Origin of the sequence: Cellulosimicrobium sp. TH-20, assembly GCF_002105775.1 — a bacterium.
Lineage (GTDB): Bacteria > Actinomycetota > Actinomycetes > Actinomycetales > Cellulomonadaceae > Cellulosimicrobium > Cellulosimicrobium funkei.
On sequence record NZ_CP020857.1, the window covers coordinates 3,766,233 to 3,785,795 of the forward strand.

Genomic DNA, 19,563 nt, shown 5'->3' on the forward strand with positions numbered 1-19,563 from the left:
GCGCGGTCCCGAGGGCGCGGTCAGACGTGCAGACGGCGCAGGAACGCGCGGGTCCGCTCGCGCTGCGGGTCGCCGAGCACCTGCTCGGGCGTGCCGCGCTCGTGGACGCGACCCTCGTGGAGGAAGCAGACCTCGTCGGCGACGCGGCGCGCGAACCCCATCTCGTGCGTCGCGACGAGCATCGTGCGGCCCTCCGCGCGCAGCTCGGCGAGCAGGTCGAGCACCTCGCCCACGAGCTCGGGGTCGAGCGCGGACGTCACCTCGTCGAGCAGGAGCAGCTCGGGGCCGTTGACGAGGGCGCGCGCGATCGCCGCCCGCTGCTGCTCGCCGCCCGAAAGCTGGTCGGGATAGGACGTCACCTTGTGCCCGAGCCCGACGCGACCCAGCATCTCGACCGCTGCCGCCTCGGCCTCGTCGCGCGAGCGCCGGTGCACGAGCCGGGGTGCGAGGGTCACGTTGTCGAGCACCGTGAGGTGCGGGAAGAGGTTGTACGCCTGGAAGACCATGCCCATGCGCGCCCGCACGCGGTTCGCGTCGAGGCGCGGGTCGGCGACGTCCTCGCCGTCGAGCAGGATCTGGCCGTCGTCGACCTCGTCGAGCAGGTTGACGACGCGCAGCAGCGTCGACTTGCCCGAGCCGGACGACCCGACGAGCACGACGCACCGGTGGGCGTCGACGTCGAGGTCGATGCCGTCGAGCACGACCCGCCGCCCGCCCGGGGCGCCCGCAGCCGGGTACGTCTTGCGCACGCCCCGCAGGGACAGCAGGTGACGCGCGTCCTGGGGGATCGCGCCGGACGTCGCGGACGCGCTCATCGGATGTCCCCCGCTCCGCTCACCGTCGCGAGCGACCGGCCCCAGCCGCGGCGCGCCTGGTACGCGTCGACCGCGCGCGTCAGCGGGAACGACACGAGGAAGAACAGGATCCCCGCGACGACGTAGGGCGTGAAGTTGTAGCTGCCCGTCGTCGCGATCTGCGCGGCGCGGATCGCGTCGACGGCGCCGAGGACGGAGATGAGGCCCGAGTCCTTCTGCAGCGAGACGAGGTTGTTCGCGAGCGGCGCGGTGACGTTGCGCACCGCCTGCGGCAGCACGACGCGCCGCGTCGTCTGCGCGCGCGTGAGGCCGAGCGAGCGCGCCGCCGCGACCTGCGACGGGTGCACCGACTCGATGCCCGCGCGGAACACCTCCGCGAGGTACGCGGTGTACGTGAGGACGATCGCGAGCGCGCCGAGGAACGCGCCCGACGTCGGCAGCCACTCCAGCCGCAACGCCGGCAGCCCGAACCCGACGAGCAGCAGCACGAGCAGGAGCGGCACGCCGCGGAACAGGTCGACGTACACCGTCGCGAACGCGCGCAGCGGGAACAGCGCCGGGATACGGCTCGTGCGCGCGACCGCGAGGCCGAGCCCGAGCACCGTGCCGACGACGCCCGCGACGACCCACACGCGCAGGTTGAGCCACAGGCCCTCGAGGATCGCGGGCAGCGACTCCCACGCCATCGCCGGATCGAAGAACGCGGTCCGCGCGCGCTCCCAGCCCGGTGCGTTCACGACGACGAGCACGACCGCCGCGACGACGAGCACCGTGCTCACGAGCGCGACCAGGAGCGAGCGCCGCCGCTGCGCACGCCGGAACGCAGCCCGGTCGAGCGCGAGCGGCGACGGCGACCACGCGGCGGCCGGAACGGCGTCGGGCGACCCGACGCCTCCGGGCGGGCGCGCGTCGTCGGGCACGGTCATGGCCGGGTCACTGGATGACGGGGATGTCGTCCGACTTGAGCCACGTCGTGCGCAGCTCGGCGAGCGTGCCGTCCGCCTCCAGGTCGTCGACGGCCTGCGACACGCAGTCCGTGAGCTCCGAGCCGAGGTCCAGCACGAGGCCGTACTGCTCGACGACGCCCTCGTCCGGCAGGGTGCCGATGACGACGGAGTCCGGGAAGTACTCGGTCGAGGCGGCGACCCCCTGGTCGACGTCCATGACCATCGCGTCGATCGTTCCGGACTGCAGCGCCTGCATGCCGTCGCCCGCAGCGCTGTACGGCGAGATGTCGGCGTCCTCGCCCCACGCGGCCTCCGCGAGCGTGAGGCTGGTCTGGGCGGCGGTGACCCCGATGCGCGCGCCGTCGAGCTCGGCCAGCGTCGTCGCGCCCGCGTACGGGCCGTCCTCCATGACGATGACGCCCTGGCGCGTCGTGAGGTACGGGCTCGAGAAGTCGACGGCCTGCTTGCGCTCGTCCGTGATCGACGTCTGGTACGCCGCCACGTCGAACGGCTTCACGGCCGGGCTGATGATCTGCTCGAACGTCACCGTCTCCCACACCACGTCGTCCGCCGCGTAGCCCAGGCGGTCCGCGACGGCGTAGATCAGAGCCGACTCGAAGCCCTCGCCCGAGTCCTGCTCCCCCACGTACCACGGGGAGTACGGCTCGCCCGCACCGACGGTCAGCACGCCGTCGGTGAGCGTCGGGAGCGCACCGGGCTCGCACTGCGCGTCGCCCGACGCGCTCTCGCTCGGGCTCGCGGCGTCGCCGCCGTCGTCGGCACCCGACGAACAGGCCGCCAGCGTGAGCGCGGCGACCGCCGTGACGGCGGTTAGGACGGCGGGACGGGGACGCAGACGGCGCATGGTGACCTTCCGGGTGTCGGGCGCCCGCGGGAGTGGTGGGCGCCGGCCACTGACGATAACGCCGGGCCGTGGGCCGGGCTTCCCCCGCCCGCGCCTCGGCCGGGTGGGGCGCGTCACAGCACGAGGACACCCGCCGCGCACGGGACAAAGCGAGAGGCCCTCGGTCAGCATTTCTGCTGACCGAGGGCCTCTCAGGAGTAGCGGGGGCAGGATTTGAACCTGCGACCTCTGGGTTATGAGCCCAGCGAGCTACCGAGCTGCTCCACCCCGCGTCGGTGATCACTACTCTACGTGAGGTTCCGGACCAGGCCAAATCGGGTGGACGAGACGTGGGTCACGCCAGGACCTCGACCCCGAAGCCGAACTCGCGGACAGCCCCCGGCTCGAGCCGCACGTCGGCGGCGCAGTCGGGACGGTTGAACGCGTCGGTCAGGGTCTCCACCGGCTCGACCGCGATGGCGGCGCGGCCCCGCCGCGCCAGACCGTCGCCCGTGTAGACGTGCACGAGGCCACGCTCCTGCCAGACGGCGAGCCCCTGCCCCGTGGCGGGGTCGCGCACGACCGTGCGCGCGCGGCCGTCGGCGTCGGCCCGGAGGTCGGCGAACGCGTGGTCGAGGCTCGTGCCCGCGAGCGGGAGCGGACCGACGCCGTCGATCGCCCCGAACGCGGCCTCCCCCGCGAGCGGGAGCATCCCGCCGTCGGTCACGACGGCGCGACGGGCCGGCACCGTGAGCTCCAACGCGTCGACCGTGCCGTGCCCGGGGACCCGGAGGTAGGGGTGCCAGCCGAGCGAGACGGGGGCCGCCGTCGTCCCGACGTTGCGGGCGCACAGCGTGACGTCGAGGGAGCCGGCGCCGAGGACGTACCGGACCTCCAGCACGAGCGCGAACGGGTAGCCCGCGTGCGCGTCGGCGTGGACGACCGTCCGGAGCGTCACGGACTCCCGCTCCGCCCCGTCGGCGGCCGCCGTGTCGCGCGCGGCGACCCCGCCCTCCCCCGCGTCCTCGACGACCGTCCAGTCGAGCGTGCGCGCGAACCCGTGCATGGTGAGCGGCTCCCAGGGGAGCACCGGGGGCACGTGGTGCCGGACGCCGTCGAACACGTACTCCCCGCCCGCGAGGCGGTTGACGAACGGCGCCATGAGCGCCGACCGCGCGGCGTCGTGCGCGGCGACCTCCGCCTCGTCGGCGTACCCGTCGACGAGGTCCTCGACGCGCTTGACGCCGTCGGCGCCGCGCCAGGGGGCGCGCCACGCGAGGACGGCGGCGCCACGCAGCGTGACCACGAGCTCGGCGCCGGAGGTGTGGTGCAGCCGCACCGCCGGCACGGTCGTGGTCTCGTCGCTCGCCGCGCTGAAAGCGTTGCTGCAAACCGTTGCAGAAGTCACGAGGAGCGATCCTCCCGCCCGGGGCGAGAAATGACAACTCCGTCCCGGACGGCCGCAGACGACGGACGGGCGGGGACACCCGCTGGTGTCCCCGCCCGTCCGTGGCGCTGCGTCGCTCGCGCGACCGGTGCGTCAGCCCGCCGACGACTCGGTGTCGAGCGCCTGCTCGGCCGCGAGGGCCGACTCGAGCGCCTGCTGCAAGCGGTCCTGCGCCTCGCCGTAGGCCGCGAAGTCGCCCTCGGCGAGCGCCGCCTGGCCGTCCTCGATGGCCTGCTGCGCCTGGCGCAGCGCCTGGTCGAGCTCGGCGCGCGCGCCGCCGTCGACCGTGCCGCCGTCGGCCGGCGGGGCCGGCTCCTCGGTCGCCGGGGGCTCGGTGCCGGGGTCGGTCGTGCCCGGGTCGGTCGTGCCCGCGTCCGGCGACTCGCCGTCGGCCGGCTGGTCCGGGACCTCGGTCTCGACGCCGCCGTCCGCGTCACCGGCGTTCGCGCCGGAGTCGCCGCCGAACACCTGGTCCAGCGCCTCGTCGAGCGTGTCGGCGAAGCCGATCTCGTCACCGAAGGAGACGAGCACCTTGCGCAGCAGCGGGAACCGCGTGCCCTCGGTCGACTGCACGTACACCGGCTGGACGTAGAGCAGGCCGCCACCGACCGGCAGCGTCAGCAGGTTGCCGTTGATGACCGTCGAGTCACCGCGGCGCAGCGCCAGCAGGCCGTCGGCCGCCGTGGGGTCGGTGTTGAAGTTGTTCTGCACCTGGCCCGGTCCGGGCACCGTCGCGTTGCGCGGCAGCTCGAGGAGCCGCAGCGTGCCGTAGTCCTCCGACCGCACGCCGGCCTCGCTGCCCGGTTCCGCGTCCACCGCGAGGAAGCCGGTGAGGATGTTGCGGTCCGAGCCACCGCCCGGGATGTACGTCGACATGAGCGAGAAGGTCGGCGCCTCCTGGCTCGGCATCTGCAGCGTGAGGTAGTACGGCGGCTGGAGCGGCTTGTTGTTCCCGCTCGCCGTCGGGTCCTCCGGGCTGCGCCAGAAGTCCTGGCCCGAGAAGAACTCGTTCGCGTCGTCCACGTGGTAGCTCGCGAGGAGCGTGCGCTGCACCTTGAACAGGTCCTCGGGGTAGCGCAGGTGGCTCATGAGGTCGCCCGAGATCTCGGACAGCGGCTGCACGGAGCTCGGGAAGACGTTCGACCACGCCTGGAGGACCGGGTCCTCCGTGTCCCACGCGTAGAGGTCGACGGAGCCGTCGTACGCGTCGACCGTCGCCTTGACCGAGTTGCGGATGTAGTTCACCTGCTGCGGGGCGAGCGCCTCGACCGAGTTGGCCGCGACGAGCGAGTCGCGCGTCGAGTCCTCGAGCGACTCGGACGTGGAGTACGGGTAGGCGTTCGACGTCGTGTAGCCGTCCACGATCCACTTCACGCGACCGTCGACGACCGCCGGGTACACGCGCCCGTCGAGCGTGAGGTACGGCGCGACCTTCGCGACGCGGTCGCGCGGGCTGCGGTCGTAGAGGATCTGCGACTCGTCCGTCACGCGGTCGGAGAACAGGATCTGCTCGGACCCGAACTTCAGGGCGTAGAGCACCTTGTTGACGAACGACCCGACGCTCGGCCCGGCCGCGACCTCGTCCGTGGGGAACGTGTTGTTGACCTGGCCGCCCGCGTCGTCCACGGGGTAGTCGAGCTCCCACGGCTCACGACCCTCGGGCGCGCCGACGATCGAGTACTCGGGCGCCTCGGGCGAGAAGTAGATGCGCGGCTCGTAGCCGCCGGCGTCCGTGAACGCACCCGTCGACGGGATCGAGCCCTCGTAGAACGCCGGGCGGCCGTCGGGGCCGATCTGGTTGCCGTACGCCGCCACGACGCCGAAGCCGTGCGTGTAGACGGTGTGGTCGTTGACCCAGTTGCGCTGGTCGGCGCCGAGTCCGTCCTGGTTGAGCTCGCGCACGGCGATGACGGTGTCGCGGCTCTCGTCGTCGATCGTGTAGCGGTCCACCGACAGCGAGCTCGAGAACTGGTAGTACTGCTTGTTCTGCTGGAGCTGGCTGAACGACGGGCTGACGATCTCCGGGTCCAGGAGGCGGATCGACGCCGTCGTGTCCGCGTCCTCGCGCAGCGCGCCGGCCTCGGCCTCGGTCTTGGCGTTGTACTGCTCGGTCTCGACGTTGTCGATGCCGTAGGCAGCCTTCGTCGCGTCGATGTTGCGCTGGATGTACTCCTCCTCGAAGTCCTGCGCGTTCGGCGTGACCTGGAAGCGCTGGACGACGGCCGGGTAGATCCCGCCGATCGCGATGGCGGAGACCACCATGAGGCCCACCCCGATGGCGGGCAGGCGCCAGTTGCCGCGCACCGCGGTCACCACGAACAGGGCCGCGACGAAGAGCGCGACGACCGTGAGGATCGCCTTGGACGGGATCACCGCGTGCACGTCCGCGTACGACGCGCCGTCGAACTTCGCGCCGCCCGACGTGAGGATCGAGTACCGGTCGAGCCAGTAGTTCGCGCCGATGAGGACGAGCAGCAGCGCCGCGATCACCGAGAGCTGGACACGCGCGGCGGTCGTCGTGCGCGGGCCCGCGTCGGAGCCGCCGCCGATCCGCAGGCCGCCGTAGAGGTAGTGCGTCGCGACCGCGGCGATGCCCGCGATGATGACGACCGCCATGAGGAAGCTCACGACGAACCGGAGGGCGGGCAGCGTGAAGACGTAGAAGGACAGGTCGATGCCCCACTGCGGGTCCGTCGTGCCGAACGGGACCGAGTTCAGCGCGAGGAGGACCGTCTGCCACTGCGAGGACGCCGCCGCGCCGGCGAAGAAGCCGACGAGCGCCGGGGCCACGATCATGACGACCTTGCGCAGCGGCTCGATCGCCTCGCGGTACTGGTCGAGGGTCGCCTGCTCGGGGGTGGACGGCGCGTAGATGGGCCGCGACCGGTACGCGAGCGAGAACGACAGGAAGACGAGCCCGCCCATGACGAGGAAGCCCGCGACGAACAGCGCGATGCGCGTGCCCCACTGGGTCCACAGGACGTTCGCGAAGTCGAGCTGCTGGAACCACAGCACCTCGGTCCAGAACTGGGCGAGCAGGAGCAGGAGGACGACGAGGGCGCCGACGACGGCGATCGCGATCCCGATCGGGCTCCGGCGCCGGGCGGGCCGCCCCCCGGAGGACGGCCGGCGGGGCGCTGCGGCGAATGACACGGTGGGTATACCTCTTCGGTCGTGGCTCGGGCGTGCACCGGGGTCAACGCCCGGTCCTCCCCCAAGGTTCCCACGGTCCGGCGCCTCGTGGGGGACGGCCGGCACCCGGCCCGCGGCGGCGCGGGGCGGCGCCGATGAGGGACGATGGGGTCATGCCCCAGCCTGACGACGCCGCCCCCGGTCCCGACGCCACCACCCCCGCGCCCGGACCCGACGCCGGTCCCGACCCGGTCGCGCCCGGCGGCCCCACCCCGCAGCACGCCCTCGCGCTCGCGGTGCACGAGATCGAGTCGCACGCGGCCGACGCGGGCTGGGACGTCCCGCCCCGGCTGTTCGCGCTCGTCGGGACCGCGGGCGCCCTCGGCGCCGACCCGACGCTCGCCGACCGGCTCCCGCCCGACGTCGTGGCCGCGGCCGAGGCGGACCCGCACCACCTGCTGTCGATCGAGCAGGAGGGCTTCGCCGTGGACGGCGACCTCGAGGACGGGCTCGCCCGCGTCGCGTGGCCGGCGACGGTCGACGGCGCCGCGCTCGTCGTCGAGCGGATCGTGCTGCCGCCGGCCGCCGAGGAGGGCGTCCCCGACGACCCGGACGCCGCGCTCGACTACCTCACGAACCACCCTGACCGGCAGGACGTGCGCCTCGCCGTCGGCGTGCTGCGCGACGGCACCACGTGGTGCGCCGTCCGCTCGCGCGCCCACGACTCGGCGACGGACGTCGCGGGCGGACCGGACCTCGTGCCGGGGCTGGTCGAGGCGCTGCGCGCGACGCTCGAGGACTGACGGCGCGCGGCGTCGTCAGCCGCGCGCCTCGCACGTGGGCAGCGAGTCGCCCTCGCCCGCGCCGATGGCCTCCATCGCCGCGCGCGCGTCGGCGAGCGTGGAGACCGCCGCCACGTGCAGGCCGTCGGGCACGTTCCCCACGACCTCGGGGCAGTTGGCCTGCGGGGCGAGGAACCACGTCGCGCCGTCGCGCAGCGCGCCGTAGAGCTTCTGCTGGATGCCGCCGATCGGCCCCACGTCGCCCTCGACGCTCATGGTGCCCGTGCCCGCGATGACGACGCCGTTCGCCTCGTCCTCGGGCGTGAGCTGGTCGACGATCCCGAGCGCGAACATCGTGCCCGCGCTCGGGCCGCCGATGTCCTCGATCTGGATCTCGACGTCGACGGGGAAGTCGAACGCGGGGTCGATGAACACACCGAGCAGCGCGGTGTCGCCGCCGTCGGTCGTCGCGACCGTGAGGTCCGTCTCCGCGCCGTCGCGCTGCACGCGCAGCGTCACGTCGTCGCCCGGGTCGACCGCGGCCAGCCCGTCGATGAGGTCCTGGTACGTCCGCACGGGCGCGCCGTCGAGCGCGACGATGACGTCGCCCGGCTCGACGACGCCGTCGGACCCGCTGTCCGGCACCGTCCCCTCGACCGTGAGCGTCGCGGGCACGTCGTACCCCAGCTCGGTGAGGGCGGCGACCGTCGCGTTCTCCTGCGAGCTGATCATCTCGGCCTGGCCCTGCTGCTCGGTCTCCTCCTTGGTGCGGCCCGTCGGGAAGACCTCCTCGACCGGGCGCACGCTGCGCGACCGGTCGAACCAGCCCTGCACCACCTGGCCGAGGTTCACCGGGTAGCCCGGGCCGCCGGCGACGGACACGGTCGTCAGGAGCAGCTCGCCCGTCGAGTCGTACGTCTCGGCGCCCGTGATCGAGATGAGGGGCGTGCCGTCCTGCTGGCCGAGCGTGTCCTCCGTCGGGCCCGGCGACCGCACCGCGTACGGCGCGGGCAGGATCGCGAGGCCCGCGACGAGCAGCGTCGTCGCGAGCAGGGAGATGCCGAACGTCAGCGACCGCCGGGTCACGGGCGGCGGGTCGTGCTCGTCCTCGGTGAGGAGGGCGTCGAAGGAGGGGGCGTCGCTCACCGGGACATCATCCCCGAGGTTGCTGGGATCTCCCTGCCGACGGCGGGGACACCGCCCGGGAGCCGCCCCTACGGGCGGCGCGAGCGGGCCTGCCGCCAGACGGCGGCCGTGCCCAGGACCGCGACGGCCGCCCCGGCCGCGCCGAGCGCCGCGGCGTCCCGGCCGCCGAACCGGCGGCCCCCGACACCCGTGCGGCCGCGCACCTCGGCCAGGAGCACCTCGAGCGCCGCGGCGCCCGACCACTCCGGGCGCCACCCGGCGTCGTGCAGGCGCCGCGCCGAGACCGACCACGGGTGCACGACGAACGCGAGGTCGTTCGCCGGGGACGGGAGCGCACCGACCCGGTGCAGCCGCTCGGCGGTGCCGAACGCCGTCGCGGGCGGGAGCTGGACCGTGCGCATCCCGGCCGCCGCGGCCACCGTCTCCGAGTCGAGCGCGTCGGGCTCGCCGTCGCGCACCGGCCCGGCCGTCAGTCCGCCGACGAGACCCTGGTCCAGCGCGACGCGCACCGCGCCCACCACGTCGTCGACGTGCACGAGCTGCCACGTGCGGCCGCCGCCGCGCACCGTGAGCAGGCGCGGGGCCTCGAAGTGCCGCGTGAGCACGGTGTCCACGCCCGGCCCGACGACGACCGCCGGCCGCACGAGCGCGAGCGGCACCCCGTCGAGCGCGTCGCGCAGCGCGTCCTCGAACGCGACGAGGTCGCCCGCGAAGCCGGGCCCGTCGTCGGCGGCCACGGGGTCGTCGTCGTCGATCACGCCCCGCTCGGGCGACGCGCCGTGCACCGCGGCCGACGACACGGCGACGACGTGCTCGATCCCGGCCGCGACCGCCGCCTCCCCCGCACGACGGCCCAGGAGCGCGAGGCGCGCGCGCTGCTCCGCGTCCGTCCGGGCGCGCGGCGTCCCGAACTCCCCCGCGGGAGCGACCACGACGAGCCGTCGCGCCCCGGCGGGCCAGACGAGCGCGTCCACGGGCGACGCCTCGGCGGCGCCCAGGCCCGCGCGCACCGCGTCCGCGACCTGCCCGACGCCGACGACCACCACCGGGTGAGGGTCGGCGACCTCGTCCGCCGGGGCGGTCACCGCGCTCGCCGTGGGGTCCTCCCCCGGACCGGCCGGGGGCTCGCCCGCCGCGGGGAGCGCCTCGCTGCGCCGTGAGCGAACCCGGCCCTCGGACATGGCCCAGCCCCCGTTCTCGGCGCTCGATCGTGGTTACGGTGATCACCGACGCTACCGTGAGGAGTCGCCATGAGCAGCCTTCCCCCCGACCGCACGCCCGGACCGGACGACGACACGCCCTTCGACCCGCGGTTCGAGGAGCTGCTCCGCTCGATGCTCGGGCCCGACGCCGACGAGGCGCTGCGCGAGCTGCGTGCCCGCGGGCTCGACCCGCAGGCGCTCGCCGCGGGCGGCGCGGCCGACCCGCAGCTCTTCCAGCACGTCCTCGCGCAGGTGCAGCGCATGCTCTCGACGCCGAGCGACGGCCCGGTCAACACCGACGTCTCGCACGACGTCGCGCGCCAGGTCGCCGTCGCCGAGGGCGACCCGTCGATCTCGCCGGCGCAGCAGCGCGCGGTCACCGAGGCGCTGTCCGTCGCCGAGCTCTGGCTCGACGCCGTCACCGACCTGCCGCCGTCGGGCGGGAAGAGCCAGGCGTGGAGCCGGTCCGAGTGGGTCGAGCACACGCTCCCCGCGTGGAACGAGCTCGTCGCCCCGGTCGCCGCGTCCGTCGCGGACGCGCTCGCCACGGTCCTGCGCGACCAGCTCCCCGAGGGCATGGGGGACGACACCTCCGCCCTGCCGGGCGTCGGGTTCACCCTGCCAGGCGTGCCGGCCGGTGCGCTCGGGCTGCCCGCGGGCGACCCGGCCGCGCTCATGCGGCGCCTCGGCTCCGCGGTGTTCGGCATGCAGGTGGGCCAGGCCGCCGGGACGCTCTCGCGCGAGGTCTTCGGCGCGACCGACGTCGGGCTGCCGCTGCTCGACCGGCCCGCGACGGTCCTCCTGCCCACGAACGTCGCGGCGTTCGCCGAGGGCCTCGACGCCCCCGCCGAGGAGGTCCGCCTCTTCCTCGCCCTGCGCGAGGCCGCCCACGCGCGCCTGTTCACGCACGTGTCGTGGCTGCGCGGGCACCTGCGCGGGCTCGTCGACGCCTACGCGCGCGGCATCACCATCGACCTCTCCGCGCTCGAGTCGCAGCTCGCGGACGTCGACCTCGCGGACACCGACGCGCTCCAGCGCGCGCTGTCGGGCGGCGTCTTCGGCCTGCAGAACACGCCCGAGCAGCAGGCGACCCTGCTGCGCCTCGAGACGACGCTCGCGCTCGTCGAGGGCTGGGTCGACGAGGTGACCGCCGTCGCCGCGCTCCCCCACCTGCCCCACGCCGTCCCGCTGCGCGAGATGCTGCGCCGTCGTCGGGCGGCGGGCGGGCCCGCGGAGCACACGTTCGCGACGCTCGTCGGCCTCGAGCTGCGCCCGCGGCGCTCGCGCGACGCGGCCGCCCTGTGGGCGCTCATCGCGGCGCAGTCCGGCGCGGGTGCGCGCGACGCGGTGTGGGACCACCCCGACCTGCTCCCCGACGGGACCGACCTCGACGACCCGTCCGGCTACGAGGGCCGGCGCGCCGCGACCCGTGCGGAGGAGGCCGACGTCGACCGCGCGCTCGAGGAGATCTTCCGCGCCGCGGAGGGATCGCCCACCACCGAGTCGGCGCAGGCGACGGCCGACGGCTCGGACGACGACGCCCCGGTCGCCGACGGGTCCGCGGACGACCCGGACGCGGCCGGACCGACGGACGACGGCGGGACGGGCGAGGCGACCGGCCAGGGCGGCGCGCCGCGCTGACCTGACCTGGGCGTCAGTTCCCGGCGTCCGCGGGCGGTGCCGCGGTTTCCGCGGCGCCGTCCCCCGCCTCGACGTCGCCCGGCTCGAGGTCCGCGTCGTCCGGCTCGAGGTCCGCGTCGCGCGAGAACGACACGCCCTCCAGGAATCCTCGTGCCCGCTCGGTACGCGGGTAGGCCTCGAGGAGCTTCCAGAACCCCGGGCCGTGGCCGGCGTGGAGCAGGTGCGCGAGCTCGTGCAGGAGCACGTAGTCGAGGACCCAGGACGGCATCCCCCGGACGCGCGTCGAGATGCGGATCGTGCCGTCGATGAGCGTGCACGAGCCCCAGCGGCGGTCCTGGTTCCCCGCCCACCGCACGCTCGTGGGGCGGGCGCGGCCGTCCAGGTACTTGTCGGACAGCTCGACGGCGCGGCGCGCCAGCTCGGCGTCCGACGGCCGCCGCCGACGCTCGGAGTCGGCGAGGCGGTCGAGCATGCGCTGGACCCACTCGCGCTCCTGCGCGCGCGTGAACCGCGCCGGGATCGCGACGATCGTGCGCTCGCCGTCGCGGTAGGCGCTCACCGTGCTCTTGCGTCGGCGGCTGCGCCGAACCTCCACGATCGTCTCCCGGACCACGCCTCAGACCGTAGTGGTTCTCGCCACGAAATGGCAGGGGCACGCCCGGAGTGGCGCGCTCTCCCGCGACGTTCGGTCGAGCGGACGACGTGGAGACCTGTGGCGACGGCAAAGAAATCCTCCCCGCGGGACCATCGCGAAGAGCCTGTGGACAACCGTCGGCGCGCCTCGGGGCCGTGCCAGGCTGACGGCGGGCGGCCGGTCGGGCGCCCGGACGACGAACGGACGGAGGAGCCGTGCAGCGACGACGCGTGCTGCGACCCGAGGCGCCGCTCCTGCGGCGGGGCCCCGGCGAGGTGCAGGTCGGCTCCGACCCCCGGTGGTCGGTGCGGCTCACCGGGCTCGACGCCGACGAGGAGCGCTGGCTCCGCGCGCTCGCCGGGCCCGCGCGGCGCGGCGACGCACCCGACGTCCCGGGCTCCCCGGCGCAGCGCACGCGCCGCGCCGCGCTCGTCCGCCTGCTCGACGAGGCGCACCTCCTCGTGGCGGCGCGCCGGCGTCGGCCGGCGTCGCCCGCCCCGGGCCACGGCGCGGCGGACCTCGCGGTGCTGTCGGCGCTGCTGCCCGACGGCGCGGGGCACCGCGTCCTCGCGGCGCGCGCCCGGGCGACGGTCGGGATCGTCGGGCTCGGCCGGGTGGGTGCCGCGCTCGCCGTCCACCTCGCGACCGCGGGGGTGGGCGTGCTCGTGCTCGACGACCCGGGCACGGTGCTCGCGACGGACGTCGGGGGCGGGGCGTACCGGCTGCGGGACGTCGGGTCGCCGCGCGAGGGCGCGGTGCGGCGGATCGTCGAGGAGGTCGCTCCGGGCGTCGTGACGACCTCGACCCCGGTCACGCCGGAGGAGGCGCGGGCCCCCGCGCCCGACGTCGTCGTCGTGGTCGAGCACGGAGCCGCGGACCCGGTCCGGGTCCGGAGGTTGGTGGGTGCGGGGGTCGCGCACCTGTCTGTCGTGGTGCGCGAGGCCGACGTCGTGGTCGGGCCGTTCGTCCGGCCGGGGCTCGACCCGTGCCTGACGTGCGCGGACCTGCACCGCGCGGACGTGGACCCCTGCTGGCCGCAGGTCGCTCGACAGCTGCGCGAGGCGTCCGCGCACCGGAGCGAGGAGACGCTGCTCGCGGCGTCGGCCGCGGCCGTCGCGCTCGGTCAGGTCCTGGCAGCCCTGGACGGGCTGGTGCCCCGCGCAGCCACGGCCTGCATCGAGATTCCTGCTCCCGATGCCGTGCCGCGGCTGCGCGGGTCGAGCCGCCACCCGCGCTGCGGGTGCGGCGAGCTGGCGCGCACGCCCCCGGACGGGGCGCCGCTGCCCATGTCAGGCCGCCGTCGAGGCGCCGACTGACGCCTCGGTCCGTGCGGCCTCCTGGGCCTGGCGCTCGGCCTCGCGGGCGAGCACCTCGGCCTTGCTCGGACGGCCGCGGCCGCGCTTGCGCGCGACCACGACGCCGTCCACGAAGACCTCGCCGCCCCAGACGCCCCAGGGCTCGCGACGCTCGACCGCACCGGCGAGGCAGCCCTCGACGAGCGGGCAGGTGCGGCACAGGGCCTTGGCCTCCTCGACCTCGGCGGTGCGCTCGGCGAACCAGAGCTCCGGGTCGTTGGTGCGGCAGGGCAGCAGGCCCGCGAGAAGGCGGTCGAACTCCGCGGAGTCGTTCTCGCCGAGCGGCGTGGCCAGCGGTTGGTGAGGGACCCAGGGGCCGGATCCCCCCTGAGCGGTGATGTTGTCGAGCAGCGCGGTGAGCCGCACGATGTCCTCCAGTGATGTCCTGTCGTGGGTGTGAACGTCGTCGTCACAGGACCCTGAGGACAGCGGCCCCGTCTCGTGGAGACGGGTGGGGCCGGTGATCCTCATCGGCGGACGTGCTCGGAGAACACGAAGGCCGCGGGTCCTAGAGGGACTCCGCGGCCTGGAAGGTTCCGGTCGGTCAGACCGGGTTCGTCCTGGGGGCGGAGTCGGGAGCGGGGCGGGCGATGAAGGTGCCGCCGCGGTGCGCGATGGCACGCGGACGGAGCTCTCCTGGCGTGCCCGTGTACGCGGACGCGTGATCCAGCAGGTTCGCCATAGCGATCTGGTTGTTCATCAGCTCTCCCACCCCCTCTCTCCATCAGGCGCCCGCCTCTCGGCGCGCCCCTTCCCAACAGGACTCGTCGACCATATGCCGCCCCTCACAGGAGGCACAACTTATTTACGAGAAATTCTTCGACGAGTTCACCCGGCCCTCGTCGAGAGGCACGGACGGGGGCTCGTCAGCCCTCCGCGCGGCGCACGATCTCGAGGATCGTGGCCCCGTACCGCTCGATCTTCGCGGGCCCCAGACCGTTGATGCGTGCGAGGTCGGCCTGGCTCGTCGGCCGCGTCTCGGCGACGGCCGCGAGCGCCGAGTCCACGAGCACGGTGAACGCCGGCTTGTCCGTCTCCTGCGCGACCTGGCGACGCCACTCGCGCAGTTCCTCGAACAGCGCCTGGTCGTACTCCCCCGTGAGCCGGACCTTGGACTGCCCCGCGCGCGCACGTCGCGTCCCGCGCACGCCCGGCTCGTCGGGCCAGAGCCCGTCGAGGAACCGCGTGCGCCGGCGCGTCGCCCGGCCGCCGGGGTTGCGCGAGCGCGCGAACGAGAGCTCGAGGTGCTCGCGTGCCCGCGTGATGCCGACGTAGAGCAGCCGGCGCTCCTCCGCGACCGCCTCGTCTGTCTCCGCGAGGGAGATCGGCATGAGCCCCTCGCTCATCCCGGCGAGGAAGACGGCGTCCCACTCCAGGCCCTTCGCCGCGTGCAGCGACGCCAGGGTCACTCCCTCGACCGTCGGGGCGTGCTGGGCCGCGGCGCGCTCGTCGAGCTCGGCGACGAAGGTCGCGACGGTCGGGGCCGGGGCGTCGGACGCCGCGGCGAGCCCGGCGACGTCGTCGGCGAGCGCGACGAGAGCCTGCGTGGACTCCCAGCGCTCCCGCGCCGCGCCGCGCGCGGCCGGCGGCGCGGGGGCCCAGCCCGCGGCGGCCAGGACGTCGCGCACCGTCTCCGGCATGGGGACGTCCGGGTCGGCGGAGCGGGCCGCCCCGCGCAGCAGGACGATCGCGTCGCGGACCTCCTTACGCTGGAAGAAGCGCTCCCCGCCCCGCACGAGGTAGCCGATGCCCGCGTCGGCGAGCGCCGACTCGAAGGCCTCGGACTGCGCGTTGGTCCGGTAGAGCACCGCGATCTCGCTCGCGCGCGTGCCCGCGGCGAGGAGCCGCCCGATCCGCTGCGCGATCCCGCTCGCCTCGGCCTCGTCGTCGTCGTACGCGGTGAAGGCGACGGGCGGCCCGGCCGGCCGCTGGGCGACGAGCTCGAGCGCCTGGTGGGCGCCGCCCGCGCGGCCCGCGCGCGCGAGGAGCTGGTTCGCGAGGTTCACCACCTGCGGCGTCGAGCGGTAGTCGCGCACCAGGCGGATCACCTGGGCCTTGGGGTGCGTGCGCGAGAACGTGAGGAGGTGGTGCGGCGTCGCGCCGGTGAACGAGTAGATCGTCTGCGACGGGTCGCCGACGACGCACAGCTCGTCGCGCCCCCCGAGCCACTGGTCGAGCACGAACTGCTGCAGGGGCGAGACGTCCTGGTACTCGTCGACGACGAAGTGGCGGTACTGGCGCCGCACCTCGTCGGCCACCGTGCCCTGCGTCGCGAGCATGTCGCCGAGCATGAGGAGCACGTCCTCGAAGTCGATGACCGACCGCTCGGTCTTCACGTCCTCGTAGGCCGTGAGGAGGCGCGCGACGGTCTGGTGGTCGTAGCCGGCCGGGGGCTCGCGGTCGATCGCCTCGCACGCCCGGACGTAGTCGTCGGCGGTGACGAGCGAGACCTTGGCCCACTCGATCTCGGACGACAGGTCCCGCACCGCGACGCGGTCCACCCCGACGCCGAGCCGCCGCGCCGACTCCGCGACGACGGGCGCCTTGTGCTCGAGGATGCGCGGCGGCGCCCCGCCGACGACCTTGGGCCAGAAGTAGCCGAGCTGGCGCAGCGCGGCCGCGTGGAACGTGCGCGCCTGGACGCCCGTCGCGCCGAGCTCGCGCAGCCGCGTGCGCATCTCGCCCGCCGCGCGAGCCGTGAACGTCACGGCGAGCACGCTCGTCGGCACGTACACGCCCGTGCGGACCCCGTACGCGATGCGGTGCGTGATCGCGCGCGTCTTGCCCGTCCCCGCGCCGGCGAGCACGCACACGGGTCCGCGCAGCGCGACCGCGACGTCGCGCTGGTCGGGGTCGAGCGCGTCGAGGATCTCGTCGGCGGAGCGGTGGGCGAGCGGGCGTGAGACCGGTGGCGTGGACATCACCCGCGATTCTCGCAGCCCCCGGTGACACGCGGGCGGGGAACAGCCCGCGCTCCCTCGGTGTTACCGTCACGACCCGACCGCCCGCGGCACGCGCCGCCCGGAACCGCAGCAGGAGAGCCCTCGATGAGCACCGCCCCGACCCTTCCCGACGCCGGTTCGATCGTCATGTACTCGACGACCTGGTGCGGGTACTGCCGCCGCCTCAAGACGCAGCTCGACGCCGAGGGCATCGGGTACACCGAGGTCAACATCGAGGAGACGCCCGGCACCGCTGAGTTCGTGGAGTCCGTCAACGACGGCAACCGCACCGTGCCGACCGTCGTCTTCCCGGACGGCTCCGCCGCGACGAACCCGTCCCTCGCGGAGGTCAAGAAGCGCCTCGCCGCCTGACGCGGTCGTGGGAGGGCCCGGTCCGGACGTCCGGACCGGGCCCTTCCGCGTCCCCGAGCAGGGGTCGTCCGACGGCGGTGCGTCGCGCCGCCCCTCGCCGCCCGCCGCTCTGAGCGGCCCTGAGCCGCTGTCAGTCGTCGGCGAGGCGCGCGCCGAACCAGTCCTCGACGAGCGCCCGCGCGATCGACGACCGGCCCGGCAGCAGCACCTCGCCCGACCGGACGGCGTCGGCGAGCTCGGCCCGCGTGAACCAGCGCGCGTCGGTGAGCTCGACGCCGTCCACGTGCAGCTCGGTCGTCAGCGCGCGCGCCGAGAACCCGAGCATGAGCGAGGCGGGGAACGGCCACGGCTGGCTCCCCCGGTAGGCCACGTCGCCGACGACGACGCCCGCCTCCTCCGCGACCTCCCGCCGCACCGCGTTCTCGAGCGACTCCCCGGGCTCGACGTAGCCCGCGAGGGTCGAGAACCGCCGCTCCGGCCAGTGCGCCGCGTGCCCCAGCAGCAGGCGCTCGTCGGACCCCTCGCCGTGCACGACCGTCATGATGACCGCCGGGTCCGTGCGCGGGTACAGCTCGACGCCCTGGGCCACGCAGCGGCGCGTCCAGCCGCCCTTCTCGACGGTCGTCCGGCCGCCGCAGCGCGGGCACCGCGGGTGGTTCGCGTGCCACGCCGCGAGCGCGACGGCCTCCGTCGCGAGCCCCGCGACGGGCGCCGCGACCTCGCCGACGAGGTCCCGCAGCCCCGACCACGTCCGCTCGCGCGCGAGCACGGCGAACGGCTCGGAGGCGTCCACGCCCTCGATGTCGACCTCCTCGGCGTCGGCGTCGTCGGGCAGGACGAGCGCGAGGTACGCCGTGCCGTCGCCCTCGCCGAGGAAGAGCCAGCGGCCCTGGTCGTCGTCGGTCGCCGGGTCGACGTCGCGCAGCTCGGCCGGGTCCAGGAGGGCGACGCCGTCCGCCGCGCCCGGGCCGCCGAGCGCGAGCCGGCCGCGGTGGACCAGCAGGACGCGCGTCGTCGGCTGCGACCGCAGCGTGCGCACGAGGTCCGGCTCCGCGCGGCGGTGCTCCGCGCGGTCGACGAACGCGCCGTCGAGCGGCAGCGGGAGGTGGTCCAGCGGGGTGCGCGGCAGGGCGCCCGGCCCGGGGACCGTGCCGGTCCCGGTGTCGGTCGGGGTGCCGGTCGACGTGGTCGTGGGTCGGTCCGGGGCCGCGGCGGGGTCGCTCGTGCCCGACGACGGCCGGGCGGCAGGGGTGCTCACCCCCCGACCGTAGGCCACCCCCGGCCGGGCCACCCGCCTGCGCGGGCGCCGCCGGGCGGGGTGCGGCGTCGGACGGCGTGGGTCGACCGGGCGCGTGCGGGGACCGACTACCGTGGTCGCGTGCCTCGCTCTCCGTTGACCCTCGCCGCGCTCGCGACCGCCGCCGTGCCCGGCCTGGACGCCCGCAGCGCGCGACCCGTCGAGGACCCGGGCGACTACGACACCGCCGTCGTCACCGACGCCGACGGCGCCCGCTGGACCGTGCGCGCACCCCGCAGCCTCCAGGCCGGCGCCGCGCTCGAGGCCGAGGCGGAGCTGCTGGGCTCGTTGCAGCACTACGCCGAGTCGGGGGTGCTGTCGTTCGCCGTGCCGCGCGTCAGCGGCACCGCGCTCCTACCCGAGGGCGGGCGGGCCGTCGTGCACCCGGCGCTCGAGGGCGAGCCGCTCGACGTCGACAGCCTGCGGCCCGGACCGGGCCTCGCGGCCGACCTGGGCCGCGTGCTCGCGTCGGTCCACGAGCTGCCGCGCACGATCGTCGACGACGCCGGCCTGCCGGGCTACGAGGTCGAGGAGTACCGCGCGCGCCGCATGGCGGAGCTCGACGAGGCCGCGGCCACGGGCAAGGTCCCGCCGACGCTCCTGCGCCGCTGGGAGACCGCGCTCGAGGACGTCTCGCTGTGGCGGTTCCAGCCGGTCGTCGTGCACGGCGACCTGGGCCCGGAGCAGGTGCTCGTTGCCCGCGGACGCGTCGTCGCTGTGACGGACTGGGCGAGCGCGCGCGTCGCGGACCCCGCCGACGACCTCGCGTGGCTGCTCGTCTCGGCACCGCCCGAGGCCGTCGACTCGATCATGGAGGCGTACCAGCTGCGCCGCACCGAGCTCACCGACAAGCACCTGCTGGACCGTGCGCTCCTCGTCGGCGAGCTCGCGCTCGCGCGCTGGCTCCTGCACGGCGTGCGCAACGGGCTCGACGACGTGGTCGCCGACGCCCTCGACATGCTGGCCGACCTCGACGAGGCGACGCAGGACGCCGACGACTGAGGCGT

16 protein-coding genes, 1 tRNA gene and 1 pseudogene are annotated in these 19,563 nt (G+C 75.1%); 5 read left to right on the plus strand and 13 right to left on the minus strand.

Annotated elements, in window-relative coordinates:
• Window positions 1–20: 20 nt before the first annotated feature.
• The 6 genes from B8281_RS16850 to B8281_RS16875 form a co-directional block, all read right to left on the minus strand.
• A complete protein-coding gene (locus tag B8281_RS16850; RefSeq protein ID WP_085388325.1) occupies window positions 21–815 on the minus strand; it encodes an amino acid ABC transporter ATP-binding protein in 795 nt (264 codons plus the stop codon).
• Complete coding sequence (locus B8281_RS16855; RefSeq protein ID WP_085388326.1) at window positions 812–1,741, minus strand: amino acid ABC transporter permease; 930 nt, start codon at window positions 1,739–1,741, stop codon at window positions 812–814. Before B8281_RS16855 ends, B8281_RS16850 begins: the two co-directional genes overlap by 4 nt.
• A gap of 7 nt (window positions 1,742–1,748) precedes the next feature.
• Complete coding sequence (locus B8281_RS16860) at window positions 1,749–2,627, minus strand: ABC transporter substrate-binding protein (protein WP_198163088.1); 879 nt, start codon at window positions 2,625–2,627, stop codon at window positions 1,749–1,751.
• 198 nt (window positions 2,628–2,825) lie between these two features.
• Window positions 2,826–2,899, minus strand: a tRNA-Met gene (locus B8281_RS16865).
• Window positions 2,900–2,961: 62 nt separating this feature from the next.
• Window positions 2,962–4,014, minus strand: coding sequence for an aldose 1-epimerase (locus B8281_RS16870; protein WP_085388328.1), 1,053 nt, complete (start codon window positions 4,012–4,014; stop codon window positions 2,962–2,964).
• 132 nt (window positions 4,015–4,146) lie between these two features.
• Window positions 4,147–7,206: a UPF0182 family protein gene (locus B8281_RS16875; RefSeq protein WP_085388329.1), complete on the minus strand. Its 3,060-nt coding sequence runs from the start codon at window positions 7,204–7,206 to the stop codon at window positions 4,147–4,149.
• A gap of 152 nt (window positions 7,207–7,358) precedes the next feature.
• Here B8281_RS16875 and B8281_RS16880 point away from each other — a divergent pair, with 152 nt between their 5' ends.
• Window positions 7,359–7,988, plus strand: a complete 630-nt coding sequence (locus B8281_RS16880) for a PPA1309 family protein (RefSeq protein WP_232322606.1) — start codon at window positions 7,359–7,361, stop codon at window positions 7,986–7,988.
• 15 nt (window positions 7,989–8,003) lie between these two features.
• On the opposite strand, the gene B8281_RS16885 is transcribed toward B8281_RS16880, so the two are convergent.
• Entirely contained in the window at window positions 8,004–9,113 is a 1,110-nt protein-coding gene (locus B8281_RS16885) for a PDZ domain-containing protein (protein WP_061266919.1), read from the minus strand.
• A 68-nt stretch (window positions 9,114–9,181) separates the two neighbouring features.
• On the minus strand, window positions 9,182–10,294 hold the full coding sequence (locus B8281_RS16890) for an NAD-dependent epimerase/dehydratase family protein (protein WP_157446665.1): 1,113 nt from the start codon (window positions 10,292–10,294) through the stop codon (window positions 9,182–9,184).
• Window positions 10,295–10,363: 69 nt separating this feature from the next.
• Here B8281_RS16890 and B8281_RS16895 point away from each other — a divergent pair, with 69 nt between their 5' ends.
• Window positions 10,364–11,956, plus strand: coding sequence for a zinc-dependent metalloprotease (locus B8281_RS16895; RefSeq protein ID WP_085388330.1), 1,593 nt, complete (start codon window positions 10,364–10,366; stop codon window positions 11,954–11,956).
• A gap of 13 nt (window positions 11,957–11,969) precedes the next feature.
• Here the strand turns inward: B8281_RS16895 and B8281_RS16900 are convergent, their stop codons facing one another.
• Window positions 11,970–12,569, minus strand: a complete 600-nt coding sequence (locus B8281_RS16900) for a YgjP-like metallopeptidase domain-containing protein (RefSeq protein ID WP_232322607.1) — start codon at window positions 12,567–12,569, stop codon at window positions 11,970–11,972.
• 236 nt (window positions 12,570–12,805) lie between these two features.
• On the opposite strand from B8281_RS16900, the gene B8281_RS16905 reads away from it, so the two are divergent.
• Window positions 12,806–13,906 (plus strand): ThiF family adenylyltransferase, encoded by a 1,101-nt coding sequence (locus B8281_RS16905; RefSeq protein ID WP_085388331.1) that lies wholly within the window; start codon window positions 12,806–12,808, stop codon window positions 13,904–13,906.
• Between the two features lie 45 nt (window positions 13,907–13,951).
• Here the strand turns inward: B8281_RS16905 and B8281_RS16910 are convergent.
• From B8281_RS16910 to B8281_RS16915, 3 genes and pseudogenes are all read right to left on the minus strand, one after another.
• Window positions 13,952–14,239: pseudogene (locus B8281_RS16910) on the minus strand (WhiB family transcriptional regulator); the annotation flags it as partial.
• A 250-nt stretch (window positions 14,240–14,489) separates the two neighbouring features.
• Window positions 14,490–14,645 carry a hypothetical protein gene (locus B8281_RS19345; protein WP_157446666.1) on the minus strand — a complete coding sequence of 52 codons (156 nt, stop codon included), beginning with the start codon at window positions 14,643–14,645 and terminating at the stop codon, window positions 14,490–14,492.
• Between the two features lie 166 nt (window positions 14,646–14,811).
• Complete coding sequence (locus B8281_RS16915; protein ID WP_085388332.1) at window positions 14,812–16,866, minus strand: ATP-dependent helicase; 2,055 nt, start codon at window positions 16,864–16,866, stop codon at window positions 14,812–14,814.
• A gap of 126 nt (window positions 16,867–16,992) precedes the next feature.
• Between B8281_RS16915 and B8281_RS16920 the strand changes: the two genes are divergently transcribed.
• Window positions 16,993–17,259 carry a mycoredoxin gene (locus B8281_RS16920; RefSeq protein WP_085388333.1) on the plus strand — a complete coding sequence of 89 codons (267 nt, stop codon included), beginning with the start codon at window positions 16,993–16,995 and terminating at the stop codon, window positions 17,257–17,259.
• A 130-nt stretch (window positions 17,260–17,389) separates the two neighbouring features.
• Here the strand turns inward: B8281_RS16920 and nudC are convergent, their stop codons facing one another.
• Entirely contained in the window at window positions 17,390–18,517 is a 1,128-nt protein-coding gene (gene nudC, locus B8281_RS16925) for an NAD(+) diphosphatase (RefSeq protein WP_232322608.1), read from the minus strand.
• 120 nt (window positions 18,518–18,637) lie between these two features.
• Here nudC and B8281_RS16930 point away from each other — a divergent pair, with 120 nt between their 5' ends.
• Window positions 18,638–19,558 carry a phosphotransferase gene (locus B8281_RS16930; RefSeq protein ID WP_085388334.1) on the plus strand — a complete coding sequence of 307 codons (921 nt, stop codon included), beginning with the start codon at window positions 18,638–18,640 and terminating at the stop codon, window positions 19,556–19,558.
• Window positions 19,559–19,563 lie beyond the last annotated feature (5 nt).

What these genes read in the sequence shown, in the direction of transcription:
- B8281_RS16915 (WP_085388332.1), bottom strand. Translation starts at nt 16,866, where the DNA reads ATGTCCACGCCACCGGTCTCACGCCCGCTCGCCCACCGCTCCGCCGAC.
- B8281_RS16890 (WP_157446665.1), bottom strand. Translation starts at nt 10,294, where the DNA reads ATGTCCGAGGGCCGGGTTCGCTCACGGCGCAGCGAGGCGCTCCCCGCG.
- B8281_RS16860 (WP_198163088.1), bottom strand. Translation starts at nt 2,627, where the DNA reads ATGCGCCGTCTGCGTCCCCGTCCCGCCGTCCTAACCGCCGTCACGGCG.
- B8281_RS16855 (WP_085388326.1), bottom strand. Translation starts at nt 1,741, where the DNA reads ATGACCGTGCCCGACGACGCGCGCCCGCCCGGAGGCGTCGGGTCGCCC.
- B8281_RS16895 (WP_085388330.1), top strand. Translation starts at nt 10,364, where the DNA reads ATGAGCAGCCTTCCCCCCGACCGCACGCCCGGACCGGACGACGACACG.
- B8281_RS19345 (WP_157446666.1), bottom strand. Translation starts at nt 14,645, where the DNA reads ATGAACAACCAGATCGCTATGGCGAACCTGCTGGATCACGCGTCCGCG.
- B8281_RS16850 (WP_085388325.1), bottom strand. Translation starts at nt 815, where the DNA reads ATGAGCGCGTCCGCGACGTCCGGCGCGATCCCCCAGGACGCGCGTCAC.
- B8281_RS16920 (WP_085388333.1), top strand. Translation starts at nt 16,993, where the DNA reads ATGAGCACCGCCCCGACCCTTCCCGACGCCGGTTCGATCGTCATGTAC.
- B8281_RS16880 (WP_232322606.1), top strand. Translation starts at nt 7,359, where the DNA reads ATGCCCCAGCCTGACGACGCCGCCCCCGGTCCCGACGCCACCACCCCC.